The organism is Ruegeria sp. HKCCA5839 (assembly GCF_013035585.1).
Lineage (GTDB): Bacteria > Pseudomonadota > Alphaproteobacteria > Rhodobacterales > Rhodobacteraceae > Ruegeria.
Map to the genome: position 1 here is coordinate 26,796 of NZ_WQIE01000006.1, position 19,299 is coordinate 46,094.

A 19,299-nucleotide genomic window follows, 5' to 3' on the forward strand; every position below is an offset into this window, starting at 1 on the left:
GATTTTCACGATGACTCGAATCAATGAAATTTCCAAGCGTTTTTTCACTTGGGTGTTTGGGTGACCTTGGATAATCAGTCACCATGTGGATCGTCGTGATGTATCTGTGGGCAGTTAACGCCTTGGCTTTGCTGGCCTTTGGCTGGGACAAGCTGCGCGCGGGTCGCCGGAAACGTCGGATCCCCGAGCGTCGGCTTTTGTGGCTTGCAGCGCTTGGTGGCAGCCCAGGTGCGGTTCTGGGTCGCTGGATTTTCAAGCACAAAACCCGCAAATCCCGTTTTGGCTTTGGGCTTTACGCGATTCTATGCGTGCAGGCGGGTTTGGTCTATTTTGTCTTGTCTGGCAACGTTCCGAGCACGTTTTGGTAGCTTAGCGCGCGAATACGCCGTCCAAAATGGCTTGCAACACAGTTGCATCGGATTGCCGGAAAGCATCCGGCTGATCGCTGTCGATGTCAAAGACCGCAATGACCTCACCCTTGGCATCTCGCACCGGCAGAACCAGTTCCGACCGCGTGGAGGAAGCACAGGCGATATGGCCGGGAAAGGCCTCGACATCCGGGACCAGCTGGGTTTCACCGGTGCGCGCGGCGGCGCCACAAACACCCCGATGAAACGGGATCACCAGGCACCCATGGCCACCCTGATAGGGGCCGATTTTCAGCAGCTCAGGTTCGGTCACGCGATAGAACCCGGTCCAGTCGAACCGATCATCAGCGTGATGCACCTCGCATGCGATCGTGGCCATCAGCGCGATCTGATCGGTTTCGCCTTCGGTCAGGGCAGCGATGGTTTTGGACAGCGTTGCGTAGTCGACAGTCATGGTATGGCTTTTTGACGTTTCCGGGGCGCGCGCGGCCCCAACACCTGCCGTATTTGAAACAACAGGAAGGGTCAAACGCGTTCTATTGCAATGGCTGTGCCTTCTCCGCCTCCGATGCAGATTGCAGCGATGCCGCGTTTGAGGTCGCGCTTTTCAAGTGCGTTGAGAAGCGTGACCATGATGCGCGCGCCCGAGGCTCCGATCGGGTGGCCCAGGGCACAGGCGCCACCATTGACGTTCACGATTTCACGCGGCAGGCCCATTTCATGCATAAACGCCATGGGGACGACGGCAAAGGCTTCGTTGACCTCCCACAGGTCCACATCGTTTTTGCTCCAACCCAATCGCTCAAGCAGTTTTTGCGCCGCCGGAACCGGGGCGGTTGTGAAAAGGCCAGGGGCTTGTGCATGGCTTGCGTGGCCCAGAATGCGGGCCCGGACTGTCAGGCCCTGCGCCTCGGCCGCTTGGGTTGACGCCAGAACGAGCGCTGCTGCACCGTCGGAAATTGACGAGGAATTGGCCGCTGTTACGGTTCCGTCCTTGCGGAACGCCGGTTTCAGGGTGGGGATTTTCTCGGGCCGAGCGGATTTTGGTTGTTCGTCAGCCTCAAGGACCACGGCGCCCTTGCGGGTCTCAATCGTGACGGGGGTGATCTCATGGCTGAACGCGTCGCTGTCTTGTGCCTTCAGCGCGTTCGACAAGGACTGTAGCGCATATTCATCCTGCGCTTCGCGGGTGAATTGGAACGCTTCGGCGCAATCTTCAGCAAATGTGCCCATCAGACGACCCTTGTCGTAGGCATCTTCCAGCCCGTCAAGGAACATGTGGTCGACCACCTGACCATGACCAATCCGCGCCCCACCGCGCATTTTCGGCAGCAGATATGGGGCGTTGGTCATGCTTTCCATGCCACCGGCCACGATGGTTTCGGCATGGCCCAGCGCGATCTGATCAAAGGCCATCATGGCTGCCTTCATGCCCGAGCCGCACATCTTGTTGAGCGTGGTTGCAGGCACCTCTTCGCCCAGACCCGCGGCAAACCCGGCTTGACGCGCAGGGGCCTGGCCTTGACCTGCGGGCAGGACGCAGCCCATCAAAACCTCATCTACCGTAGCAGCCCCTGCACCATCCAGCGCGGCCCGAATGGCTGTGCCACCAAGCTGGGCTGCGGGCACCCCGTCGAACATGCCTTGAAAGCCACCCATCGGTGTGCGTGCCGCACCTGCGATCACAACGTCTTTCATCAGAAGCCTCCCATGCCTTTCCAAACTCTGGATACCGAATGGTAAGAATTCCCGTCTAGCGTATTTCTACGATAGATTTCAAAATCCAAGGGGTCGCGGGCATGGGACTCAGCAGTACGACAACAGGTGACACGCAGGTTATCGCCGTCAATTGTGACCGGATTGACGCGGCTATGGCAATTCAATTCAAGGAAGACATGCGCCGTGTCACCGAAGCCAAGGCAAAACGCGTGATTCTGGATCTGTCCGTCGTCGAATTCATCGACTCCAGCGGGCTGGGTGCCATCGTTGCGTCAATGAAACAGCTGGACGACGGTTGCCGGCTAGATCTGGCCGGGCTTCATCCGGTGGTCGAAAAGGTGTTTCGGCTGACCCGGATGGATACGGTGTTCAAGCTTTTTGCTTCTCTTGAGGATGCGGTCGCGGCTGACTGACACACGGGCCGGAGTGAAACATTGTGACGCCAACCCAGAAAGCAGATTGCATGGACCTGACGTTTTCGGCAACTGAGGTTCAGGCCAGTTCGGGAATCGCATATCTGAGTGCATGTCTTGCAGAACAAGGTTTGCAGGCGGATCGCGTCGGTGATGTCAGAATCGCGTTGGCCGAAGCCGTCAACAATATTGTCGAACATGCATATTCCGGCGTTGATGCTGCTGACATTCAGGTCAATTGTCGCCTGCGCAAAAATACACTGGACATCGAAATCATCGATACGGGCCAACCGATGCCCGGCATAAAGATCCCAGAGGCCAAAGCAGTTTCGGTCGAAACCGCGCGGCTCGATCTGCCCGAAGGGGGATTCGGGTGGTTCTTGATCCGACAATTGACCAGCGACGTCGTGTATGAGCGCGAGGCGGGTGTGAATCGGCTGGTTCTGAGCTTTGATTTCGCGGAAATGTCATGACATACGTGAAATGGCCACAATAACGCCCAGATCGGACCATTGAGGCGCCGCAAATGCTAATCATACAGAGAGGGTAGCTCAGATAGCTTCCCTCGGCGCCGGACGTCACAGCCCCCACCCAGTGACCGGCGTCGAGGACTTCCCCCCCAAATCTGTTGGACATTCTCGATCAGCATCTTAGGTTCGCCCTGATCAATGCAAAGGGATCCTGATGCGCGATTTACATATGCCGGGCCGGTCCGAGGTTCTGGCGACCGAAGGAATGTGCGCCACGTCGCATCCGTTGGCGGCAAAGGCAGCTCTCGACATACTTGAACAAGGTGGCAACGCGATGGACGCGGCCATTGCCGGAGCGGTTTTGCTCGGCATATGCGAACCTCAGATGACCGGGATCGGGGGTGACTGTTTCGTTCTTTTCGACCGGCCCGGGGAGAACACGATTCGTGCGCTCAATGGCTCGGGTCGCGCTCCGCAAGCGGCGAACGCCGCTTTGCTACGAGACAAGGGCCTGACGGCCATGCCGTTAAATACCCCTGATGCTGTCACCGTTCCCGGTGCGATTGATGCGTTCTGCCATTTGTCCGAAACCGAAGGAAAGCTGGGGTTAGAGGCCATTCTAAACCCCGCGATACATTATGCTGAGACCGGAGTTCCTGTGGCTCAGCGGGTGGCGTTTGATTGGATAAATGGCGCGAAAACGCTGCAAAGCGCCGCGCGGGATCACTATCTGCACCAAGGCAAGCCCCTGAAAACCGGCGACATCTTTCGCAGCCCCGGACAGGCAGAGGTGTTGCGCCGCATCGCGCGCGACGGGCGCGACGCTTTCTACACTGGCGAGGTTGCCGAAGACATGCTGGCGGCCTTGTCTGAGTTTGGCGGTGTTCATACCGAGCAGGATTTCGCAATCACGCAGTGTAATAAGACCGAACCCGTCTCGGGCGACTATGGTGGTCTCGAGTTGTTGGAGCATCCGCCTAACGGGCAAGGGGCCACTGCGATCTTGCTCCTAAACATTTTGAAGCATTTCGACCTGGCCGGAATGGACCCTTGGGGCGCAGAGCGTGTTCATATTGAAGCTGAGGCAACGAAACTGGCCTATGATGCCCGCAACCGCTTCATAGCGGATCCGGATTACAGCAGTCGGATGGAGCACTTTCTTGCACCCGAGACGGCGGCAAAGCTTGCGGTGCTGATTGATCCCAAACGTGCGATGCCAGCGGCGGCTGAGCTGACCGAGGCCGTACATAAAGACACGATTTATATCACTGTGGTGGATCGTGACCGAATGGCGGTGTCGTTGATCTATTCTATCTATCACGGGTTTGGGTCGGGCATCGCCTCGCCCAAGTTTGGAATTCTTCTGCAAAATCGCGGAGCGGGCTTTACCCTTGAAGCCGGGCACCCAAACGAATTCGGCGGTGGCAAACGACCTATGCACACGATTATTCCGGGTCTGTTGCGCGAAAACGGACGCGTCCTGATGCCGTTTGGCGTGATGGGCGGGGCCTATCAACCGACGGGCCATGCACGGTTTCTGTCGAACATGGTGGATTTCAACATGGGTTTGCAGGACAACCTGACGGGTCCGAGGGCGTTTGCGACTGACGGAGTGTTGAAAATGGAACGCGGCTATTCGGACAGTGTTCGCGAACAATTGTCAGGAATGGGCCACATTATCGAGACTCCGGAAACACCACTAGGCGGTGCCCAAGCCATCCGTATCCACGAAAGCGGTGTATTGGAAGGGGCAAGTGACCCGAGAAAAGATGGTTGCGCCTTGGGCTACTAGCGTTGCGGGTCGGGCAAAAGACCTGACCCGCAAATTCAGTTCAACTGAAAGTGCAAGGGATAGGACCCATCCTGGAATGGCCCGAACATGTTTGGAATATCAGGATGTTCAACCGGCTCGCCTGATTGGTCTTCGATCAAATTTTGTTCTGAAACATAAGCAACATAGAAGGATTGATCGTTTTCGGCCAGCAAGTGATAGAAGGGCTGATCCTTGATAGGCCGGCTGTCTTCAGGAATGGCTTCATACCATTCTTCCGAGTTCGCAAACTCTGGATCAACATCAAAAATCACCCCTCGGAAGGGATGTTTTTTGTGACGGACCACCTGTCCCAGGCGATATTTGGCATGTGTCTTTAGCATTGCTTCAGCCCCCGAAGGCTTTACTACATCTTTCCGGGTCGAAAAGCCAATCATTCGTCGAAAATCAAAGGAAACAGTCTGTGAACCTAATTCTGACAGTGTTCGAAATTGTGGCACCTGTTTTTTTGCTGTCAGCGATTGGGTTTATCTGGGTCAAGCTGGGATTTGAATATCGTTTGCAATTTGTGACCCGGCTTGGGGTGACGTTGGCCGTTCCCAGTCTGATCTTTGTCGCGTTGATGCAAACCGATATTCCCGCAGGGCAATTGACGCTTTTTACACTGGCAGCCATTGCAGGCCATGTGGCGCTGGCGGTGGCATTTGGGGTGTTTGTCCGGATAACCGGGTTGGATCAACGCAGTTATCTGGCACCGCTGATCTTTGGCAATACGGGCAATCTTGGGCTGCCCTTGTGTATCTTTGCATTTGGTCAAGCGGGGCTTGGCTATGCGGTTATCTTTCTTGCGGTAACGGCTTTGTTCTCGTTTACCTACGGAATCTATTTGGTGGCGGGGCGCGGCGCGTTTGGGAAAGCTTTGCAAGAACCCATGGTCTGGGCCACGCTTTTGGGTGCGCTGTTTCTGTGGCAAGGTTGGGAAACGCCGGTCTTCCTGACCAACACGCTGGATCTGCTGGGCCAGATGGCGGTGCCCCTGATGCTGATTACAGTCGGTGTGGCGATCGCCCGCCTGACAACACAAAAGCTGCGGCAAGCTGTTTGGTTGTCGCTATTGAAACTCCTGGTTTGCTTTGTTCTGGGCTGGGTATTGGCCGAAGTATTCCAACTGGACCGCATCGCCTTTGGCGTGATGGTGTTGCAGATGTGTACACCCGTTGCGGTGACGTCTTACCTGCTGGCCGAGCGGTTCAACGCCGACTCTGACGCCGTTGCGGGCATGGTCATGGTGTCGACGCTACTATCAGTAGCGGCATTGCCGATAATTCTAGCAATTATTCTGTAGCGATTGTGATTTCCTAAAGGCTCAATCTGCGCTAGAATAAAGAAAAAAGGCACGAGGCACATGAGCAGAATTCTTTTCGTACTCTTCGGGGTGCTGCTTTTGGCATCCTGTGGTGGTGGCTCTAAGCAACCACCGAGCAGATTGAATGACGCGTGCAGTATTGCTCGCGAAAAGCCTGAATATATCAAGGCCTTCAAAAACACCGAGCGGAAATGGGGCGTCCCTGTTCACGTTCAGATGGCCACGATCTATCAGGAAAGCCGGTATCGCCATGACGCGCGCACCCCGCACCAATATGTTCTCGGCGTGATCCCCATGGGACGTCAAAGCAGCGCCTATGGCTATGGTCAGGCGCTGGATGGAACGTGGGAGCAATATCAGCGCGAAACCGGCAAGCGGCGCGCCAAGCGGGATCGGATCCGCGACGCATCCGATTTTATCGGCTGGTATATGAATAAAAGCTTTGAGAAAAACGGCATTCATCCCAGCGACACGCGCAACCAGTATCTGGCCTATCACGAAGGTCATGCTGGCTTTGCCCGAGGCAGCTATAACCGCAAGTCATGGCTTCTGAATGTGGCTGATGATGTGGATGCCCGCGCGCAACTGTATCAAGCCCAGCTTGCAAGCTGCCGTATCTAATCGGCTTGGGTCAGCGATTGGCTGACCCGACCCGTTTACCGCTGGAAAACAGGCTGGAATCAAAGCTTTCGCCTTCGGTCAGCGCCCCAAGCAGTACCGTGGTCTGGGTACCTGCGCTGTCATAGATCACCCATTTGCGCAGTTCGACCGGATCGCTGGTAAACATCAGTTCAATCCGCCCGTTTTCCGGATTCTTTGGGTCCTGCGCGGTGACGATCGTCGCCGTGCCGTCAAAGTCATGACCAACCACCATATTGGCCTGCCCCAAATTCACGTTGCGGGCCAGCACCAATGACAGGGGCGTGCGGCGCAGCGGATATTGCTCGGGCGGCTGATTGGATTTGGGATCAAAAATCTGAACCGTACCGGCACGCGCCAGCACAACGGCGCTGTTGGGCGGATCATATTCGAACCGCATCTTGCCGGGCCGGTCCAGCCAGAGCTGCCCGGTGCTGAGCGACCCATCATCGTTTACTTGCGTAAACGTGGTTTGAACCGTCGTCAGGTCATTGAGGTAGTTCGATATCTGTGACAGTTGCAGCTTCTCAGCCGCCCAAGAGGCAGGGGCGATCAGCGCAACGGCAAGGGCAAAAGCGATCTGTTTCATAGAACCCAGATAAGCGTTTTGCCCTTGTTATTAAATATCCTACTGCTCGGGCACCAGGATTTCGCGTTTGCCCACGTGATTTGCCCCGGAAACAACACCTTCTTCTTCCATTTGCTCAACCAGCCGTGCGGCTTTGTTGTACCCAATGGCAAGTTTCCGCTGAATATATGAGGTCGAGCATTTGCGATCCTTGATCACAATCGCCACCGCCTGATCATAAAGCGCGTCTTCTCCGTTGGTGTTGCCACCGGTATTCAGGCCCAGAACCGCGTCGATATTATCGGCCTTTTCTTCAGCCGGGCCATCCACCACGCCGCTCATGTAATCCGGCGGGCCGAACTGTTTCAGGTGGTTGACGATCTCTTCAACCTCTTCATCCGACACGAACGGCCCGTGACAACGGGTGATCTTGGCCCCACCCGCCATATAAAGCATGTCGCCCTGCCCCAGCAATTGTTCGGCACCCATCTCGCCCAGAATGGTACGGCTGTCGACTTTCGAGGTCACCTGGAACGAAATCCGTGTGGGGAAGTTGGCCTTAATTGTCCCGGTGATCACATCCACCGAAGGACGCTGGGTGGCCATGATCAGATGAATGCCCGAGGCCCGCGCCATCTGCGCCAGACGCTGAATGCAGGCTTCGATCTCTTTGCCCGCGACCATCATCAGATCGGCCATCTCGTCCACGATGACCACGATATAAGGCATCGACTCGGGCGCGAATTCTTCCGTCTCGAACACGGGTTCGCCGGTTTCATCATCAAATCCGGTCTGCACCGTGCGGCTGAACATTTCGCCTTTGGACAGCGCGTCTTTGACGCGTCCGTTATAGCCCGCGATATTGCGGACGCCCATTTTGGACATCTTGCGATAGCGATCCTCCATCTCGCCCACGACCCATTTCAGAGCGACCACCGCCTTTTTCGGGTCGGTAACAACCGGTGAGAGCAGATGCGGGATACCGTCATAGACAGACAGTTCCAGCATCTTGGGGTCGATCATGATCAAGCGGCATTCATCCGGTGTCAGCCGGTACAGCAGCGACAGGATCATCGTATTGATCGCCACCGATTTACCTGACCCAGTGGTACCCGCGATCAGCAGGTGAGGCATCTTGGCCAGGTTCGCCACAACGGATTCACCGCCGATATCCTTACCCAAGGCCAAAGGCAGCGCCTGGTTGCCATCGCCGAAATCACGGCTGGCAAGGATTTCGCGCAGTACCACCATTTCGCGGTTCTCATTGGGCAGTTCGATACCGATCACCGAACGACCTGGCAGGGTCGAGACCCGCGCCGACAGGGCCGACATCGAACGCGCGATATCGTCGGCCAGCCCGATCACGCGGCTGGCTTTCAGGCCTGGCGCCGGTTCAAGCTCATACATGGTCACAACGGGGCCGGGGCGGACGCTGACGATCTCGCCTTTGACGCCGTAGTCATCCAGCACGTTTTCCAGCATCCGCGCGTTTTCTTCCAACGCTTCGTCACTCAGATGGTGGCGTTGGATATTGGCCGGGTTTGACAACAGACCCAAAGGTGGCAACTCGAAATCGGAATGCCGTTCTTCGAAAGACAGCGTTGGTTGCGCTTCGGCCTGTGCCCGTCGCGAGGGCGGGGGCGTACGGCGCACCGGTTGCGCCACAACCGGTTTGCGCGGCTCTGCTGCCGGGATCTTCATCGCCGGGCGCTGTTGCAACGCGGGTTCGATATCGTCCTCAAAGACCGGATCATCATCCAGATCGGCTGTGGAGGCGTCCAAGTCGGGCTCGGGTGCAAAGCTTGACGGGTCCTGCCACTGCGTCTCGGCCGAAGTAACCGGTGGTTCGGGCGGCAATCCGGCAGCTGTAATCGGCGGTTCAGGCGGCAATTCATCACCTTGGCCCGCGTTCAGGATCAAAGGATCGGGGCGACGACCGCGCCCTTTGGTCAGCGGCAGGTTCGGATCCGGCTCGGGCGTCATCTCACCCGTAGCCACTTTGCGATTGCGCACGGCGGCCGAGATTTTCGAACGAATGCGATCTTCGCCGGGCATGTCGTCGAAATCAGCGATAGGCTCGGGATCGATCAGTTCAGGCTCGGGCATCGGATCGGGGCGGCGGATCAGGCCAGGCATCCGGGCCAACAGCCCCTGTTTGGGTGCGTCAGTCAAGTCCGGTTCATCAAAGATCGGATCGGCATACGCGAACTCATCGTCAAACTCTGCGGCTTCGGCCTGCAACGCTTTGCGCTCGTCCCATTTGGCACGGCGATCACGCGCCGCCTGCGCAGTAGCCGCAGCCCCGCGACCCAACAGGTTCATCAGGATGTCATAGGACATGACAAGCCCCAAAAGGAACGCCCGGAACCCCCGGCGAACGTCATCCTTTGAAAAGCCCAGTACAAAGGCACCCATCGCCAACATGCCCAGCGCCATCGCCAGCGACATCAGTTTGACCAGGAAGTGCGAAGAAATCGGCAGCAATGTCAGCAAGGCACCCATGACGGTGTCACCAAACAAACCTCCCAGACCATAGCTGTGAGTGGCGCGCCATTCCGCGCCCGGAACAAGCGTGGCGGCATAGACCGAGGCTACGGCGATCCAGATCGGCGCAAAGATCAGGCGGGCGATGGCGCGGTCTTCGTTGAAATGCCCGGCAAAACGCACGCCCCATGTGATCAGGACCAAAGCGATCCCCCAACTGCCCCAGCCCACAATCATGAACAGGGGGGCTGCAATCGACGCTCCGATCCGGCCCATCCAGTTCTGAACTGGTGCGTCCGTCGAGACCATCCAATTGGGATCTTCGGGAGAATAGGACCAGATCATTGCAGCTGCGGCCAGGCCAAGCAAAATCAATGCAATACCAACCAGTTCCTTGCTGCGCCGTTCCAGCGCGGCCTGAGTGGTGCTGTCCAGCAATGGATCGCGATTACGCGCGTTATAAGATGCCATGTTCGCCCTCGTACCTCACGAATAGATGCAGTCGCGCAGCGTAATCAGCCCGCGCTGCAACTCTGTTTTTGGGGCCACCAAAGCAGCCCGGATAAAGCCTTCGCCCGGGTTTTGCCCCGGATCCCCTTGAGACAGATATGCGCCTGGCAGAACCCGAACTCCGGTTTCTTTCCAGACTTTCAATGCGGTTTCCTCACCATTTTCGACCGGTAGCCAGAGGAAAAAGCCAGCCTGCGGGGACATATATCCCTGCACGCCACCAAAGACTTCATCGGCGATGGCGTATTTCTCTTGATAGAGCGCGCGGTTTTCCCGCACATGCACCTCATCCGCCCACACCTTGGCCGCAGCGGCCTGCAGTGGCAGCGGCAGGGGTGAACCCGCATAGGTGCGCAGGGTTTTGACGTGGTCGATTGTCTTTGGCCCACCTGCAATCAAACCTGACCGCAAACCGGCCAGGTTCGACCGTTTTGACAGCGAATTGAACAGGGTAATGCGTTCAGGATCAGCCCCCAATTCTTGCGCCACAGTCAGTATGCCAACTGGTGCCTCATCCCGGTAGATCTCGGAGTAGCACTCATCTGCGAAGATCCGGAAATCATAGGTCTCGGCCAAGCGGATCAGCTCGGCCCAATAATCGCGCGACGCCACTGCGCCCTGCGGATTGGCCGGTGAACAGATATAGGCAATCGCCGTGCGGTTCAGAATGTCTTCGGGCAGGCCCGCGTAGTCCGGCAAATGCCCTGTCGCAGCGGTGGCGGGCACAAAATAGGGCTGCGCTGCAACCGAAAGCGAGGCGACCATATAGACCTGATAGAACGGGTTCGGACACAAAATTACGGGTTGCTGACCATTCTTTTGCTCGGGGCAAAGTGCCATCGCGGCGTTATAAAGCCCCTCTCGCGTGCCGTTCAGCGCCATCACATTGGCATCGGGGTCCATCTCGACACCATAGCGGCGCTGAATCCAGTCGGTGATTGCCTCTCGCAGCTCAGCCGAGCCTTCATTCGGAGGATATCCCTGAAACCCGGCCGCGTTTTCAATGATGACATCTGTCACCCAAGCCGGGAAATCATGCGTCGGCGCGCCGATTGTCATGTGCACTACTTCGCCGCCGGGCTGATGGTGATCCAACAGGGCGCGCAGGCGCGGAAATGCATATGCCGGAAGGTTCGAAAACCGCTCGGGGAAATTCATAGTACTGCCTCAATATCGGGATCATTTACGCCCCGTTTGAAAGGCAGGTTACAGCCCACGCGCCTTCTCGTCCAGACAAAGAGGTTCCGAATCAGGGGATTGTGGCATTCAGGCCAAAGCCGATTCCATGGCTGCGCCAATGCGCAAAAGCGCCTCTTCCGAGTTGGGATAGCTGAGAACCATAAGCCCGCAACTTGGTGTTCCGGTTGGCAAAGTCAGGGACGCCAACCCCATCAGGTTCCCGATCCGGGTATTGCGCAGAGCTAAGAGGTTTTCGGTAACGTAATAGTCGTGATCATTCATCAACCGCTCCAGATTGGGCGGCAGAATTGGGGCCGTAGGCGCTAGGACCGCATCAAACCCGGCGGTGGCAGCGTCCCAGGCGTTGCGGCACGCCTTCAGCTTGGCCCAGGCCGCCACATAGTCGGGGCCGGAATAGCCCAACCCGATGCGGAACCGTTCCAGAATTTCTGGATACATCGCCTCAGGGTTGGCTTCGATCACATCACGCCACAGCCCATAGGCTTCGGCGGTATAGATCACGCTGGTCAGACCCATGGCGTCGTTCAGCTCGGGCACTTCCAGCGGTACGATCTCGGCACCCGCTTCGGACAGTTTCGCCAGTGCGTTTTCATAAGCTTGACCCGGTGCGGTGCGCAGGTCGTCCTTGGCGACGTTTTGCAGATCGGCAAAGCGGCGGCCTTTCAGCGTGGCGCTACGCAAGTCCGCTGGTGTTCCGCCTTCCAATGCGGCCAGCACATGGGCGGCGTCCTCGACTGAACGAGTCAACGGGCCAACGGTGTCAAAGCGCAGGCACAAGGGCACAATGCCCTCAAGGCTCAACCGCCCTGCGGTGGTCTTCAGCCCCACCAGATCGTTCCACGCAGACGGGATCCGAACCGACCCGCCCGTGTCCGAACCGATGCCACAGGCCGCCAACCCCCAAGCAACCGAGGCCGCAGCCCCCGACGAGGATCCGCCCGGAACAGCCGCCTCGTCATTCACGCAGGGAGGTGTTTCCGTGATCGGGTTAAGGCCAAGGCCAGAAAAGGCCAGCTCGCTCATATGGGTTTTGCCCAGACAGACCGTGCCCATCTGCGTCGCGTTGCGCAAAACCAAAGCGTCGGCATCCGGAATACGACCTTTGAGCAAGGCCGAGCCCGCTTCGGTTCCTATGCCTGCGGTGTCGAACAGGTCTTTCCAGCTGATCGGCACGCCGTCCAGCAATGACCGGCGCAACCCTGTCTTGGCGCGTTCCGCAGCGGCTGCGGCCTCGGCCCGGGCCCGGTCGTGGGTCACGCGGGCATAGATGCGGTCGCGATGCGGATGGTCATCAATGGCCGACAGGTAGGTTTCGGTCAGCTCGACCGGATCAATCTGACCCATGCCAATCCCACGACCCAAATCACACGCTGTCATGGTCAACCAGTCCTGCATCCCAACGCCTCCTGCTTTTTGACTTTTCGCGACGGTAGCGACAGGACTGCACATGGACAATCCCGAAAGGGCGCGCATATTGCAGGGCATGACATTTGGTTCTGATATTCTGATCGTAGGCGGTGGGTTGAACGGTCCTGCTCTGGCCCTGGCTTTGGCGCAAACCGGGCATTCAGTCGCGGTGATCGATGCATTGTCCGAGATGGTGCGCAAGAACGCTGCCTTTGACGGGCGTGCTTATGCCTTGGCGCTCGCCTCTCAGCGTTTGCTGGACGCAATCGGCATCTGGGAGCGCGTCGAGGATCACGCACAGCCCATGCTTGAGATCAAGGTCACCGATGGTCATGCAGGCGCGGGCCCTTCGCCCTTTTTCATGCATTTCGACCATGCCGAGATCGAAGAGGGCCCGATGGGCTATATGGTCGAAGACCGTCACCTGCGCCGCGCCTTTCTGGATGCGATGGCAGTCGAGCCGCGGATTACTCTGGTGAACGGCACATCTGTAATCGCGCAGCAGATCGACACCAATGGCGCAAGTGTGACGCTGGAGGATGGGCAGACACTAACGGGCCGTGTGCTGGTGGGCTGTGACGGGCGCAATAGCGGGACGGCTGTGCGGGCGGGGATCAAACGGACAGGCTGGGATTATGGCCAGACCGCGCTGGTCTGCGCTATCGAGCACGATTTGCCGCATCATGGTATCGCGCATCAGTTCTTTATGCCCCCGGGGCCGCTGGCCATTCTGCCCCTGACGGGCAACCGCAGCTCGATTGTCTGGAGCGAGACCCGAGAAGCCGCGCAACAGATCAACGCGCTGTCTGATGACGCATATCTTGAAGTTCTGCGCCCGCGTTTCGGGGATTTCCTGGGCGATATCCGGCTGGCCGGCGACCGCTTTACCTATCCGCTGAACCTGTCCATTGCCAATGCGTTCATTGCCGACCGGCTGGCCCTGGTTGGGGATGCAGCCCATGGAATGCATCCGATAGCGGGCCAAGGCCTGAACGCCGGCTTGCGGGATGTGGGCGCTTTGGCCGAGGTGCTGACCCTCGCCGGGCGACGCGGAGAAGATATCGGATCGGTGTTGGTGCTGGAGCGCTATCAGGAATGGCGACGGTTTGACACGGCGTCACTGGCGATGGCGACGGATGTGTTCAACAAGCTGTTTTCCAACGACAACCCTTTACTGCGCCTTGGGCGCGACATCGGCATGGGGATCGTCGGATCCCTGCCGGGCCTGCGCCGGGGGTTTGTGCGCGAGGCCGCAGGTTTGACCGGCGACCTGCCCAAGTTGCTGCAAGGGCGTGCGATTTAGTCCAGCGTGCGCGCCTCATCCACAAGCATCACCGGGATGCCATTGCGGATCGGAAAGGCCAGCCCGGCGGCTTTTGACACCAGCTCTTGTTTTTCAGCATCGTAATGCAGGGTCGTATGGGTCTGCGGGCAGATCAGCGCCTCAAGCATGTGGCGGTCAAAAGCGTGTTCGGCGTCGGTCATTGCAATTTTTCCTCGTTGGTGCCGCCCCGCATAGCAAATTCGATCAAGGTGACAAGCGTTTCGCGACGCGTCCGCAAACAAGGCGCTTCCAACAGAGCCTGCTTGTCTTCGGGGGCGAAATCCAGAAGCATTGACAACGAGTTGACCAGCAGCTCGTCATCCGCGTGTTTCATGGTTTCCCAGTCGGTGGACAGCTGGCGAGACGTAAAAAACCGCTCGAGCAAACTCATGAAAGAAACGCGGTCAAATCCGGTGTCAGATTCGGGTTTGCCCAAATCCCGATCGAACCCCTCCCAGGTCACGGCGCAGCGCCGATAGGGGGTAAATGTGTCCAACTCGGATTGAATGCGAAACCGCGAAATCCCGGTGAGCGTAATCAGATACCGCCCATCTTCGGTTTCAGAAAACTGCGTGACCCGCCCGGCGCATCCGATCTTGTGCAATCGCTTTTCATCGCTTGCACTTGGGCTTGGCTGCACCATCGCGATCATGCGCTCCGGCGTCTTCAAGGCGTCATCGAACATTTGCAGGTAGCGCGGTTCAAACAGGTTCAGCGGCAGGCGCGCGCGGGGCAAGAGTACGGCCCCGGGCAGCGGAAATACGGAAACTGTGTCCGGCAGATCGGCGGGATGCATCATAGCACCGAACTTAGCCCTGATCACGATTTAGGCAAATATCATCGAGCTGAGTTTTCGACGCCCGTTCAGCACCACCGGATCATTGGGCTTGAGCGCATCAAAGATCGTGAACAGCTGCGCCTTGGCCGCACCATCGTTCCATTCGCGGTCACGCCGGAACAGTTCAAGCAATTGCGCAACCGCCTCTTCTACATCGCCATTGGCGTGTAGCGCCTGCGCCAGATCAAACCGCGCTTGATGATTGTCCGGCTCGGCCTCGACCGCGGCGGTCAGCTCGCCCACAGGGCCCGCGTCCGCAGCCTGTTTGGCAAGCTCCAGTTGCGCATGGGCGGCTTCGATTTCGGGGGCTGCCGAGATCTCTGCGGGTGCTCCGTTCAGGATGGCCTCGGCCTGTTCCAGATCGCCCAAGGCGATATGCGAGCGGACCAGGCCGCCATAAGCACCTGCATGGTTGGGATCTTCGCCCAAAATGGCCGCAAATGTCTGCGCAGCATCCACCGCAGCGCCTTCGGCCAGCATTTCCTCGGCAGCTTGCACCGCATCCTCAAGCTGACCGCCTGGGCTCTCACCACCGGCGGCTTCGATCACACGATCAACAAACGCCTTGATCTCGGACCCCGGTACGGCACCCTGAAAACCATCCACCGGCTGACCTTTGGAGAACGCATAAACGGTCGGGATCGACTGGATGCGCATTTGCGAGGCGATCATCTGCGCCTCGTCCACGTTGATCTTGACCATCTTCACCGCACCTTTGGCGGCAGTTACGGCCTCTTCCAACATGGGGCCCAACGTCTTGCAGGGGCCGCACCACGGCGCCCAGAAGTCCACGATCACCGGCACCTCTTGCGAGGCTTCGACCACGTCGGCCATGAAAGTGGCTTCGGTTCCGTCCTTGATCAAATCACTGGCTGGGGTGCTGTCTGCGCCGTTCAGAAGGTCCATGGCTTTCACTTTCAGGTTCGTCTTTGCGCCTTATATGCAACCGCCTGTCGCGGAAACCAAGGCGCAAATAGGTGTTTTTCTAGGTCTCAGACGTCGAATGTTGCGAAAACAGGTGCATGATCGCTGGGTTTTTCCCATCCGCGCGCGTCCCGCAGGATGCGGCTGGAATGGCCTGCGTTCGAAATATCGGGCGTGGCCCAGACGTGATCCAAGCGGCGCCCCTTATCCGCCGCATCCCAATCGCGCGCGCGGTACGACCACCAGCTATAAAGCTGACCTTCGGGGATGTCCTGCCGCGTTATGTCGACCCAACCGCCAGCATCTTTCGTCTCGGCCAGATGCTCGACCTCAATCGGCGTGTGCGAGACGACTTTCAGCAATTGTTTATGCGACCATACATCATCTTCGCGCGGGGCGATGTTCAGATCGCCCACAAGAATGGATTTTGCAGGCTTCTCGCTGTGGAACCAGTCGCGCATATCGGTGAGGTAGTCGAGTTTCTGACCAAACTTCTCATTCACCTCACGATCCGGCACATCGCCCCCTGCCGGAACATAGAAATTGTGAATGGTCACTCCGTTATCCAACCGTCCGGCAATATGGCGCGCATGGCCAAGGCCGGCGAAATCCTTATCGCCTACTTCCTCAATCGGCAGGCGCGACAGGATGGCGACACCGTTATAGCCCTTCTGTCCGCGCGCAATCATGTGCGTATAGCCCAGCGCGGCAAATCCTTCGGTCGGGATCTTTTCCACCGGCGACTTGCACTCTTGCAGGCACAGAATATCCGGGGCCTCTTCTTCCAGCAATTTCAGCACGATAGGCTCTCGCAAGCGGACCGAGTTGATGTTCCAAGTGGCAAGGGTAAAAGGCATAGCGGAGGATTCCTTTGTCGCAATTGGCCGGAGGTTAACGCGGTGTAGCAGAGGTTGCCATGAGAAAAGACCGTCGGTGACACTGCACCCGGCAGGTCTGCGCAAAGCCGCTTCACTTGCTCAAAATGAACCCCTAAGGCACACTACGAGAAAGGTCGGTCTTTCCACCGGACCAACAGACACATCGTTCAGCGCCATATGGAGGAACGTGTCATGACATCGAAGACAGCAACCCCACCCGAGGACACGGGTGCACGGCGACCGGGTGAATACAAGGTCAATACGTTGACCGCCGCTGATATCACCGCCTCGCTCAAGGCTGGGTTTGCCGACTTTCTGGCGCGCCCTTTTATGAGCGGCTTTTTCGGCCTGTTCTATGCGGTTTTCGGGGTTCTGTTTGTGTGGTGCCTCGTCTGGCTTGGCAAGATCTGGATGATCATTCCCGCTGCTGTCGGTTTTCCACTGGTCGCACCCTTCGCGGCTGCGGGGCTTTATGAAATGTCACGACGATTGCAGACCGGAGAGCCGTTTGGCTGGGCAGAGATCCTGACCGTGATGGCCAAACAGCGCAAGCGCGAGATGGGCTGGATGGCCTTTGTTACCCTGTTCATTTTCTGGGTGTGGACCTACCAGATCCGGCTATGGCTGGCGATTATTCTGCAGGATGCGTCCTTTTCGGACTTTGGCGGGTTTTTGAACACTGTATTCCTTACACCGCAAGGCTGGACCTTCCTTGCCATAGGAACCTGCGTCGGCGCGGCTTTGTCTGCGGTCCTGTTCTCGGTCACCGTAGTTGCCATGCCCATGTTGCTGGATCGAGACACCAATTTCGTGTCCGCCATGCTGACCTCGGTCCGTGTGGTCACCGAAAATCCGGTGGTGATGCTCAGCTGGGCTGCGATCATCTCGGTCACCGTACTGCTCTCACTGGTACCGGCCTTTCTGGGCCTGATCTTCACCCTTCCGATCTTGGGTCACACCACATGGCACCTGTATCAACGCGCCATTCCGGCTGACGAAGGTTAGACTGCCTGTGATACCTGCTTCGGACGCGGGCGCCGTTATTCGGCCACCCAGACAAAAGAGCCAATAGGCTGTTTAGCACGCTACTGTATTGGTGGCTTTCCGGGCCGGTCGAAGATCCGGTTCGCTTTGCTGTTTTGCGGCAGGTACTCGACGAGTTTTCCGTCTTTGGCATCGAAAAATAGCCTGCCGCAGCTATTGCATTCCCAGGCTAAGCGGCTTGGCTCTGCACCGCGCACATTCTCAAGCAGACGTTCTCGATTCTCATCTTTGCTCAAAATGGCTGCATCAACCAAATCAAGAAACTCAAAATAATCTTTGTCACCTATGACATAGGCTTTGTGTGGAAGATAATCGGTCTGGTCTCGTATCACGGTTCCGCATTTGCATAGGATTTTCATTTGATGTCATCGCTATTTCACGCTTTTTCGACTTGGAGCCGAACAGCTTGGCAAGTTCAATCTTTATCTTTGTCGATCTGAAGGGGGAGTTGGCTCTCCACCCTATAACCTCACAAAAAAAGCCGGGCCATCAGGCCCGGCAGTCCAACAGGGAGGTACATGTCATAACCCGGACATGCGCGGGATGGGGTATGTTATCTCACCTATACGGTATCACTTTGATCCACATCATTCTACCTTGGATCAAGACACCAGACGATATCCGCCGGATTCTGTGACCAAAAGGCGCGCATTCGACGGATCAGGCTCGATTTTCTGCCGCAAGCGATAGATATGTGTCTCTAATGTGTGGGTTGTAACCCCCGCATTATAGCCCCAGACCTCGTGCAGCAGCACATCGCGGGCCACCACGCCATCGGTCGAGCGATAGAGGAATTTCAATATATTCGTCTCTTTCTCGGTCAGACGAATCTTGCGGTCATCTTCGGTGATCAGCATTTTCATGGCTGGCTTGAACGTATAGGGGCCCAGAACAAAGACGGCGTCTTCGGATTGCTCATGCTGGCGCAGTTGCGCGCGAATGCGGGCCAAAAGAACCGGGAACTTGAACGGTTTGGTGACATAGTCATTGGCGCCCGCATCCAGACCCAAGATCGTATCCGCATCGCTGTCATGACCTGTCAGCATCAGGACCGGGCTTTTGACGCCTTGCTTGCGCATCAGGCGGCACAGCTCACGACCGTCTGTGTCGGGAAGACCAACATCAAGGATGACCAGGTCATAGATCGCTTCGCGTGCGCGTTCCATTGCGGATGCTCCGTCCGACGCTTCGAAAACGTCGAAATCTTCGGTCATCACAAGTTGCTCGCTAAGCGCCTCGCGCAGATCTTCATCGTCATCCACCAGCAGGATTTTCTTGAGCTGAGCCATGTCCGGTCCTCCTTCGTCCTGTCAATCAATTGCGCGCGCTCGCGTCAATCAACAAGGTTTACTGCAACGGTCTCACGCCCTCGTGTC

General features: G+C 57.5%; 21 protein-coding genes. 8 read left to right on the top strand and 13 right to left on the bottom strand.

Annotation, left to right across the window (positions count from 1 at the left end; translation table 11 throughout):
• Positions 1-83: 83 nt before the first annotated feature.
• A complete protein-coding gene (locus tag GOV38_RS15710; protein WP_171101694.1) occupies positions 84-368 on the top strand; it encodes a DUF1294 domain-containing protein in 285 nt (94 codons plus the stop codon).
• A gap of 1 nt (position 369) precedes the next feature.
• Here GOV38_RS15710 and GOV38_RS15715 read toward each other — a convergent pair whose 3' ends face one another.
• Positions 370-822 carry a GAF domain-containing protein gene (locus GOV38_RS15715; RefSeq protein WP_171209076.1) on the bottom strand — a complete coding sequence of 151 codons (453 nt, stop codon included), beginning with the start codon at positions 820-822 and terminating at the stop codon, positions 370-372.
• Positions 823-893: 71 nt separating this feature from the next.
• Positions 894-2,066, bottom strand: coding sequence for an acetyl-CoA C-acyltransferase (locus tag GOV38_RS15720; protein WP_171209077.1), 1,173 nt, complete (start codon positions 2,064-2,066; stop codon positions 894-896).
• Between the two features lie 101 nt (positions 2,067-2,167).
• On the opposite strand from GOV38_RS15720, the gene GOV38_RS15725 reads away from it, so the two are divergent.
• From GOV38_RS15725 to ggt, 3 genes are all read left to right on the top strand, one after another.
• Positions 2,168-2,500 (top strand): STAS domain-containing protein, encoded by a 333-nt coding sequence (locus GOV38_RS15725; protein ID WP_171101312.1) that lies wholly within the window; start codon positions 2,168-2,170, stop codon positions 2,498-2,500.
• 50 nt (positions 2,501-2,550) lie between these two features.
• Positions 2,551-2,973: an ATP-binding protein gene (locus GOV38_RS15730; protein ID WP_171209078.1), complete on the top strand. Its 423-nt coding sequence runs from the start codon at positions 2,551-2,553 to the stop codon at positions 2,971-2,973.
• Between the two features lie 211 nt (positions 2,974-3,184).
• Entirely contained in the window at positions 3,185-4,762 is a 1,578-nt protein-coding gene (gene ggt / locus GOV38_RS15735) for a gamma-glutamyltransferase (protein WP_171209079.1), read from the top strand.
• A 35-nt stretch (positions 4,763-4,797) separates the two neighbouring features.
• Here ggt and hspQ read toward each other — a convergent pair whose 3' ends face one another.
• On the bottom strand, positions 4,798-5,124 hold the full coding sequence (gene hspQ / locus GOV38_RS15740; RefSeq protein WP_171101696.1) for a heat shock protein HspQ: 327 nt from the start codon (positions 5,122-5,124) through the stop codon (positions 4,798-4,800).
• A gap of 80 nt (positions 5,125-5,204) precedes the next feature.
• Between hspQ and GOV38_RS15745 the strand changes: the two genes are divergently transcribed.
• Together GOV38_RS15745 and GOV38_RS15750 are read left to right on the top strand one after the other, a co-directional pair.
• Positions 5,205-6,086, top strand: a complete 882-nt coding sequence (locus tag GOV38_RS15745) for an AEC family transporter (RefSeq protein WP_171209080.1) — start codon at positions 5,205-5,207, stop codon at positions 6,084-6,086.
• 60 nt (positions 6,087-6,146) lie between these two features.
• A complete protein-coding gene (locus tag GOV38_RS15750; protein WP_171101319.1) occupies positions 6,147-6,728 on the top strand; it encodes a lytic transglycosylase in 582 nt (193 codons plus the stop codon).
• Positions 6,729-6,738: 10 nt separating this feature from the next.
• On the opposite strand, the gene GOV38_RS15755 is transcribed toward GOV38_RS15750, so the two are convergent.
• From GOV38_RS15755 to GOV38_RS15770, 4 genes are all read right to left on the bottom strand, one after another.
• A complete protein-coding gene (locus GOV38_RS15755; protein WP_171209081.1) occupies positions 6,739-7,335 on the bottom strand; it encodes an outer-membrane lipoprotein carrier protein LolA in 597 nt (198 codons plus the stop codon).
• A 39-nt stretch (positions 7,336-7,374) separates the two neighbouring features.
• On the bottom strand, positions 7,375-10,269 hold the full coding sequence (locus GOV38_RS15760) for a DNA translocase FtsK (protein ID WP_171209082.1): 2,895 nt from the start codon (positions 10,267-10,269) through the stop codon (positions 7,375-7,377).
• A gap of 15 nt (positions 10,270-10,284) precedes the next feature.
• Positions 10,285-11,466 carry an aminotransferase class I/II-fold pyridoxal phosphate-dependent enzyme gene (locus GOV38_RS15765; protein WP_171132240.1) on the bottom strand — a complete coding sequence of 394 codons (1,182 nt, stop codon included), beginning with the start codon at positions 11,464-11,466 and terminating at the stop codon, positions 10,285-10,287.
• 108 nt (positions 11,467-11,574) lie between these two features.
• On the bottom strand, positions 11,575-12,903 hold the full coding sequence (locus GOV38_RS15770; RefSeq protein ID WP_171209083.1) for an amidase: 1,329 nt from the start codon (positions 12,901-12,903) through the stop codon (positions 11,575-11,577).
• A gap of 52 nt (positions 12,904-12,955) precedes the next feature.
• On the opposite strand from GOV38_RS15770, the gene GOV38_RS15775 reads away from it, so the two are divergent.
• Positions 12,956-14,218, top strand: a complete 1,263-nt coding sequence (locus tag GOV38_RS15775) for an FAD-dependent monooxygenase (RefSeq protein ID WP_254430567.1) — start codon at positions 12,956-12,958, stop codon at positions 14,216-14,218.
• Here GOV38_RS15775 and GOV38_RS15780 read toward each other — a convergent pair.
• From GOV38_RS15780 to GOV38_RS15795, 4 genes are all read right to left on the bottom strand, one after another.
• A complete protein-coding gene (locus GOV38_RS15780; RefSeq protein ID WP_171101333.1) occupies positions 14,215-14,400 on the bottom strand; it encodes a Trm112 family protein in 186 nt (61 codons plus the stop codon). The two genes, GOV38_RS15775 and GOV38_RS15780, sit on opposite strands and share 4 nt — an antisense overlap.
• Entirely contained in the window at positions 14,397-15,038 is a 642-nt protein-coding gene (locus GOV38_RS15785; protein ID WP_171132235.1) for an LON peptidase substrate-binding domain-containing protein, read from the bottom strand. The genes GOV38_RS15780 and GOV38_RS15785 overlap by 4 nt, the downstream gene beginning before the upstream one ends.
• A gap of 27 nt (positions 15,039-15,065) precedes the next feature.
• Positions 15,066-15,983: a thioredoxin gene (gene trxA, locus GOV38_RS15790; protein ID WP_171132233.1), complete on the bottom strand. Its 918-nt coding sequence runs from the start codon at positions 15,981-15,983 to the stop codon at positions 15,066-15,068.
• Between the two features lie 86 nt (positions 15,984-16,069).
• Positions 16,070-16,858, bottom strand: a complete 789-nt coding sequence (locus tag GOV38_RS15795; protein WP_171209084.1) for an exodeoxyribonuclease III — start codon at positions 16,856-16,858, stop codon at positions 16,070-16,072.
• Positions 16,859-17,071: 213 nt separating this feature from the next.
• Here GOV38_RS15795 and GOV38_RS15800 point away from each other — a divergent pair, with 213 nt between their 5' ends.
• Positions 17,072-17,884 carry a DUF2189 domain-containing protein gene (locus GOV38_RS15800; protein ID WP_171209085.1) on the top strand — a complete coding sequence of 271 codons (813 nt, stop codon included), beginning with the start codon at positions 17,072-17,074 and terminating at the stop codon, positions 17,882-17,884.
• Between the two features lie 80 nt (positions 17,885-17,964).
• On the opposite strand, the gene GOV38_RS15805 is transcribed toward GOV38_RS15800, so the two are convergent.
• Together GOV38_RS15805 and GOV38_RS15810 are read right to left on the bottom strand one after the other, a co-directional pair.
• On the bottom strand, positions 17,965-18,282 hold the full coding sequence (locus tag GOV38_RS15805) for a hypothetical protein (protein ID WP_171209086.1): 318 nt from the start codon (positions 18,280-18,282) through the stop codon (positions 17,965-17,967).
• 243 nt (positions 18,283-18,525) lie between these two features.
• On the bottom strand, positions 18,526-19,212 hold the full coding sequence (locus GOV38_RS15810) for a response regulator transcription factor (protein ID WP_171101346.1): 687 nt from the start codon (positions 19,210-19,212) through the stop codon (positions 18,526-18,528).
• Positions 19,213-19,299 lie beyond the last annotated feature (87 nt).

Excerpts from the sequence above, each read along its gene's own strand:
- GOV38_RS15795 (WP_171209084.1), bottom strand. The coding sequence starts at position 16,858 with ATGCCTTTTACCCTTGCCACTTGGAACATCAACTCGGTCCGCTTGCGA.
- GOV38_RS15800 (WP_171209085.1), top strand. The coding sequence starts at position 17,072 with ATGACATCGAAGACAGCAACCCCACCCGAGGACACGGGTGCACGGCGA.
- hspQ (WP_171101696.1), bottom strand. The coding sequence starts at position 5,124 with ATGCTAAAGACACATGCCAAATATCGCCTGGGACAGGTGGTCCGTCAC.
- GOV38_RS15720 (WP_171209077.1), bottom strand. The coding sequence starts at position 2,066 with ATGAAAGACGTTGTGATCGCAGGTGCGGCACGCACACCGATGGGTGGC.
- trxA (WP_171132233.1), bottom strand. The coding sequence starts at position 15,983 with ATGGACCTTCTGAACGGCGCAGACAGCACCCCAGCCAGTGATTTGATC.
- GOV38_RS15755 (WP_171209081.1), bottom strand. The coding sequence starts at position 7,335 with ATGAAACAGATCGCTTTTGCCCTTGCCGTTGCGCTGATCGCCCCTGCC.
- GOV38_RS15730 (WP_171209078.1), top strand. The coding sequence starts at position 2,551 with ATGGACCTGACGTTTTCGGCAACTGAGGTTCAGGCCAGTTCGGGAATC.
- GOV38_RS15770 (WP_171209083.1), bottom strand. The coding sequence starts at position 12,903 with ATGCAGGACTGGTTGACCATGACAGCGTGTGATTTGGGTCGTGGGATT.
- GOV38_RS15760 (WP_171209082.1), bottom strand. The coding sequence starts at position 10,269 with ATGGCATCTTATAACGCGCGTAATCGCGATCCATTGCTGGACAGCACC.
- GOV38_RS15785 (WP_171132235.1), bottom strand. The coding sequence starts at position 15,038 with ATGATGCATCCCGCCGATCTGCCGGACACAGTTTCCGTATTTCCGCTG.
- GOV38_RS15810 (WP_171101346.1), bottom strand. The coding sequence starts at position 19,212 with ATGGCTCAGCTCAAGAAAATCCTGCTGGTGGATGACGATGAAGATCTG.
- GOV38_RS15750 (WP_171101319.1), top strand. The coding sequence starts at position 6,147 with ATGAGCAGAATTCTTTTCGTACTCTTCGGGGTGCTGCTTTTGGCATCC.
- GOV38_RS15725 (WP_171101312.1), top strand. The coding sequence starts at position 2,168 with ATGGGACTCAGCAGTACGACAACAGGTGACACGCAGGTTATCGCCGTC.
- GOV38_RS15775 (WP_254430567.1), top strand. The coding sequence starts at position 12,956 with ATGGACAATCCCGAAAGGGCGCGCATATTGCAGGGCATGACATTTGGT.
- ggt (WP_171209079.1), top strand. The coding sequence starts at position 3,185 with ATGCGCGATTTACATATGCCGGGCCGGTCCGAGGTTCTGGCGACCGAA.
- GOV38_RS15805 (WP_171209086.1), bottom strand. The coding sequence starts at position 18,282 with ATGAAAATCCTATGCAAATGCGGAACCGTGATACGAGACCAGACCGAT.
- GOV38_RS15710 (WP_171101694.1), top strand. The coding sequence starts at position 84 with ATGTGGATCGTCGTGATGTATCTGTGGGCAGTTAACGCCTTGGCTTTG.
- GOV38_RS15780 (WP_171101333.1), bottom strand. The coding sequence starts at position 14,400 with ATGACCGACGCCGAACACGCTTTTGACCGCCACATGCTTGAGGCGCTG.
- GOV38_RS15715 (WP_171209076.1), bottom strand. The coding sequence starts at position 822 with ATGACTGTCGACTACGCAACGCTGTCCAAAACCATCGCTGCCCTGACC.
- GOV38_RS15765 (WP_171132240.1), bottom strand. The coding sequence starts at position 11,466 with ATGAATTTCCCCGAGCGGTTTTCGAACCTTCCGGCATATGCATTTCCG.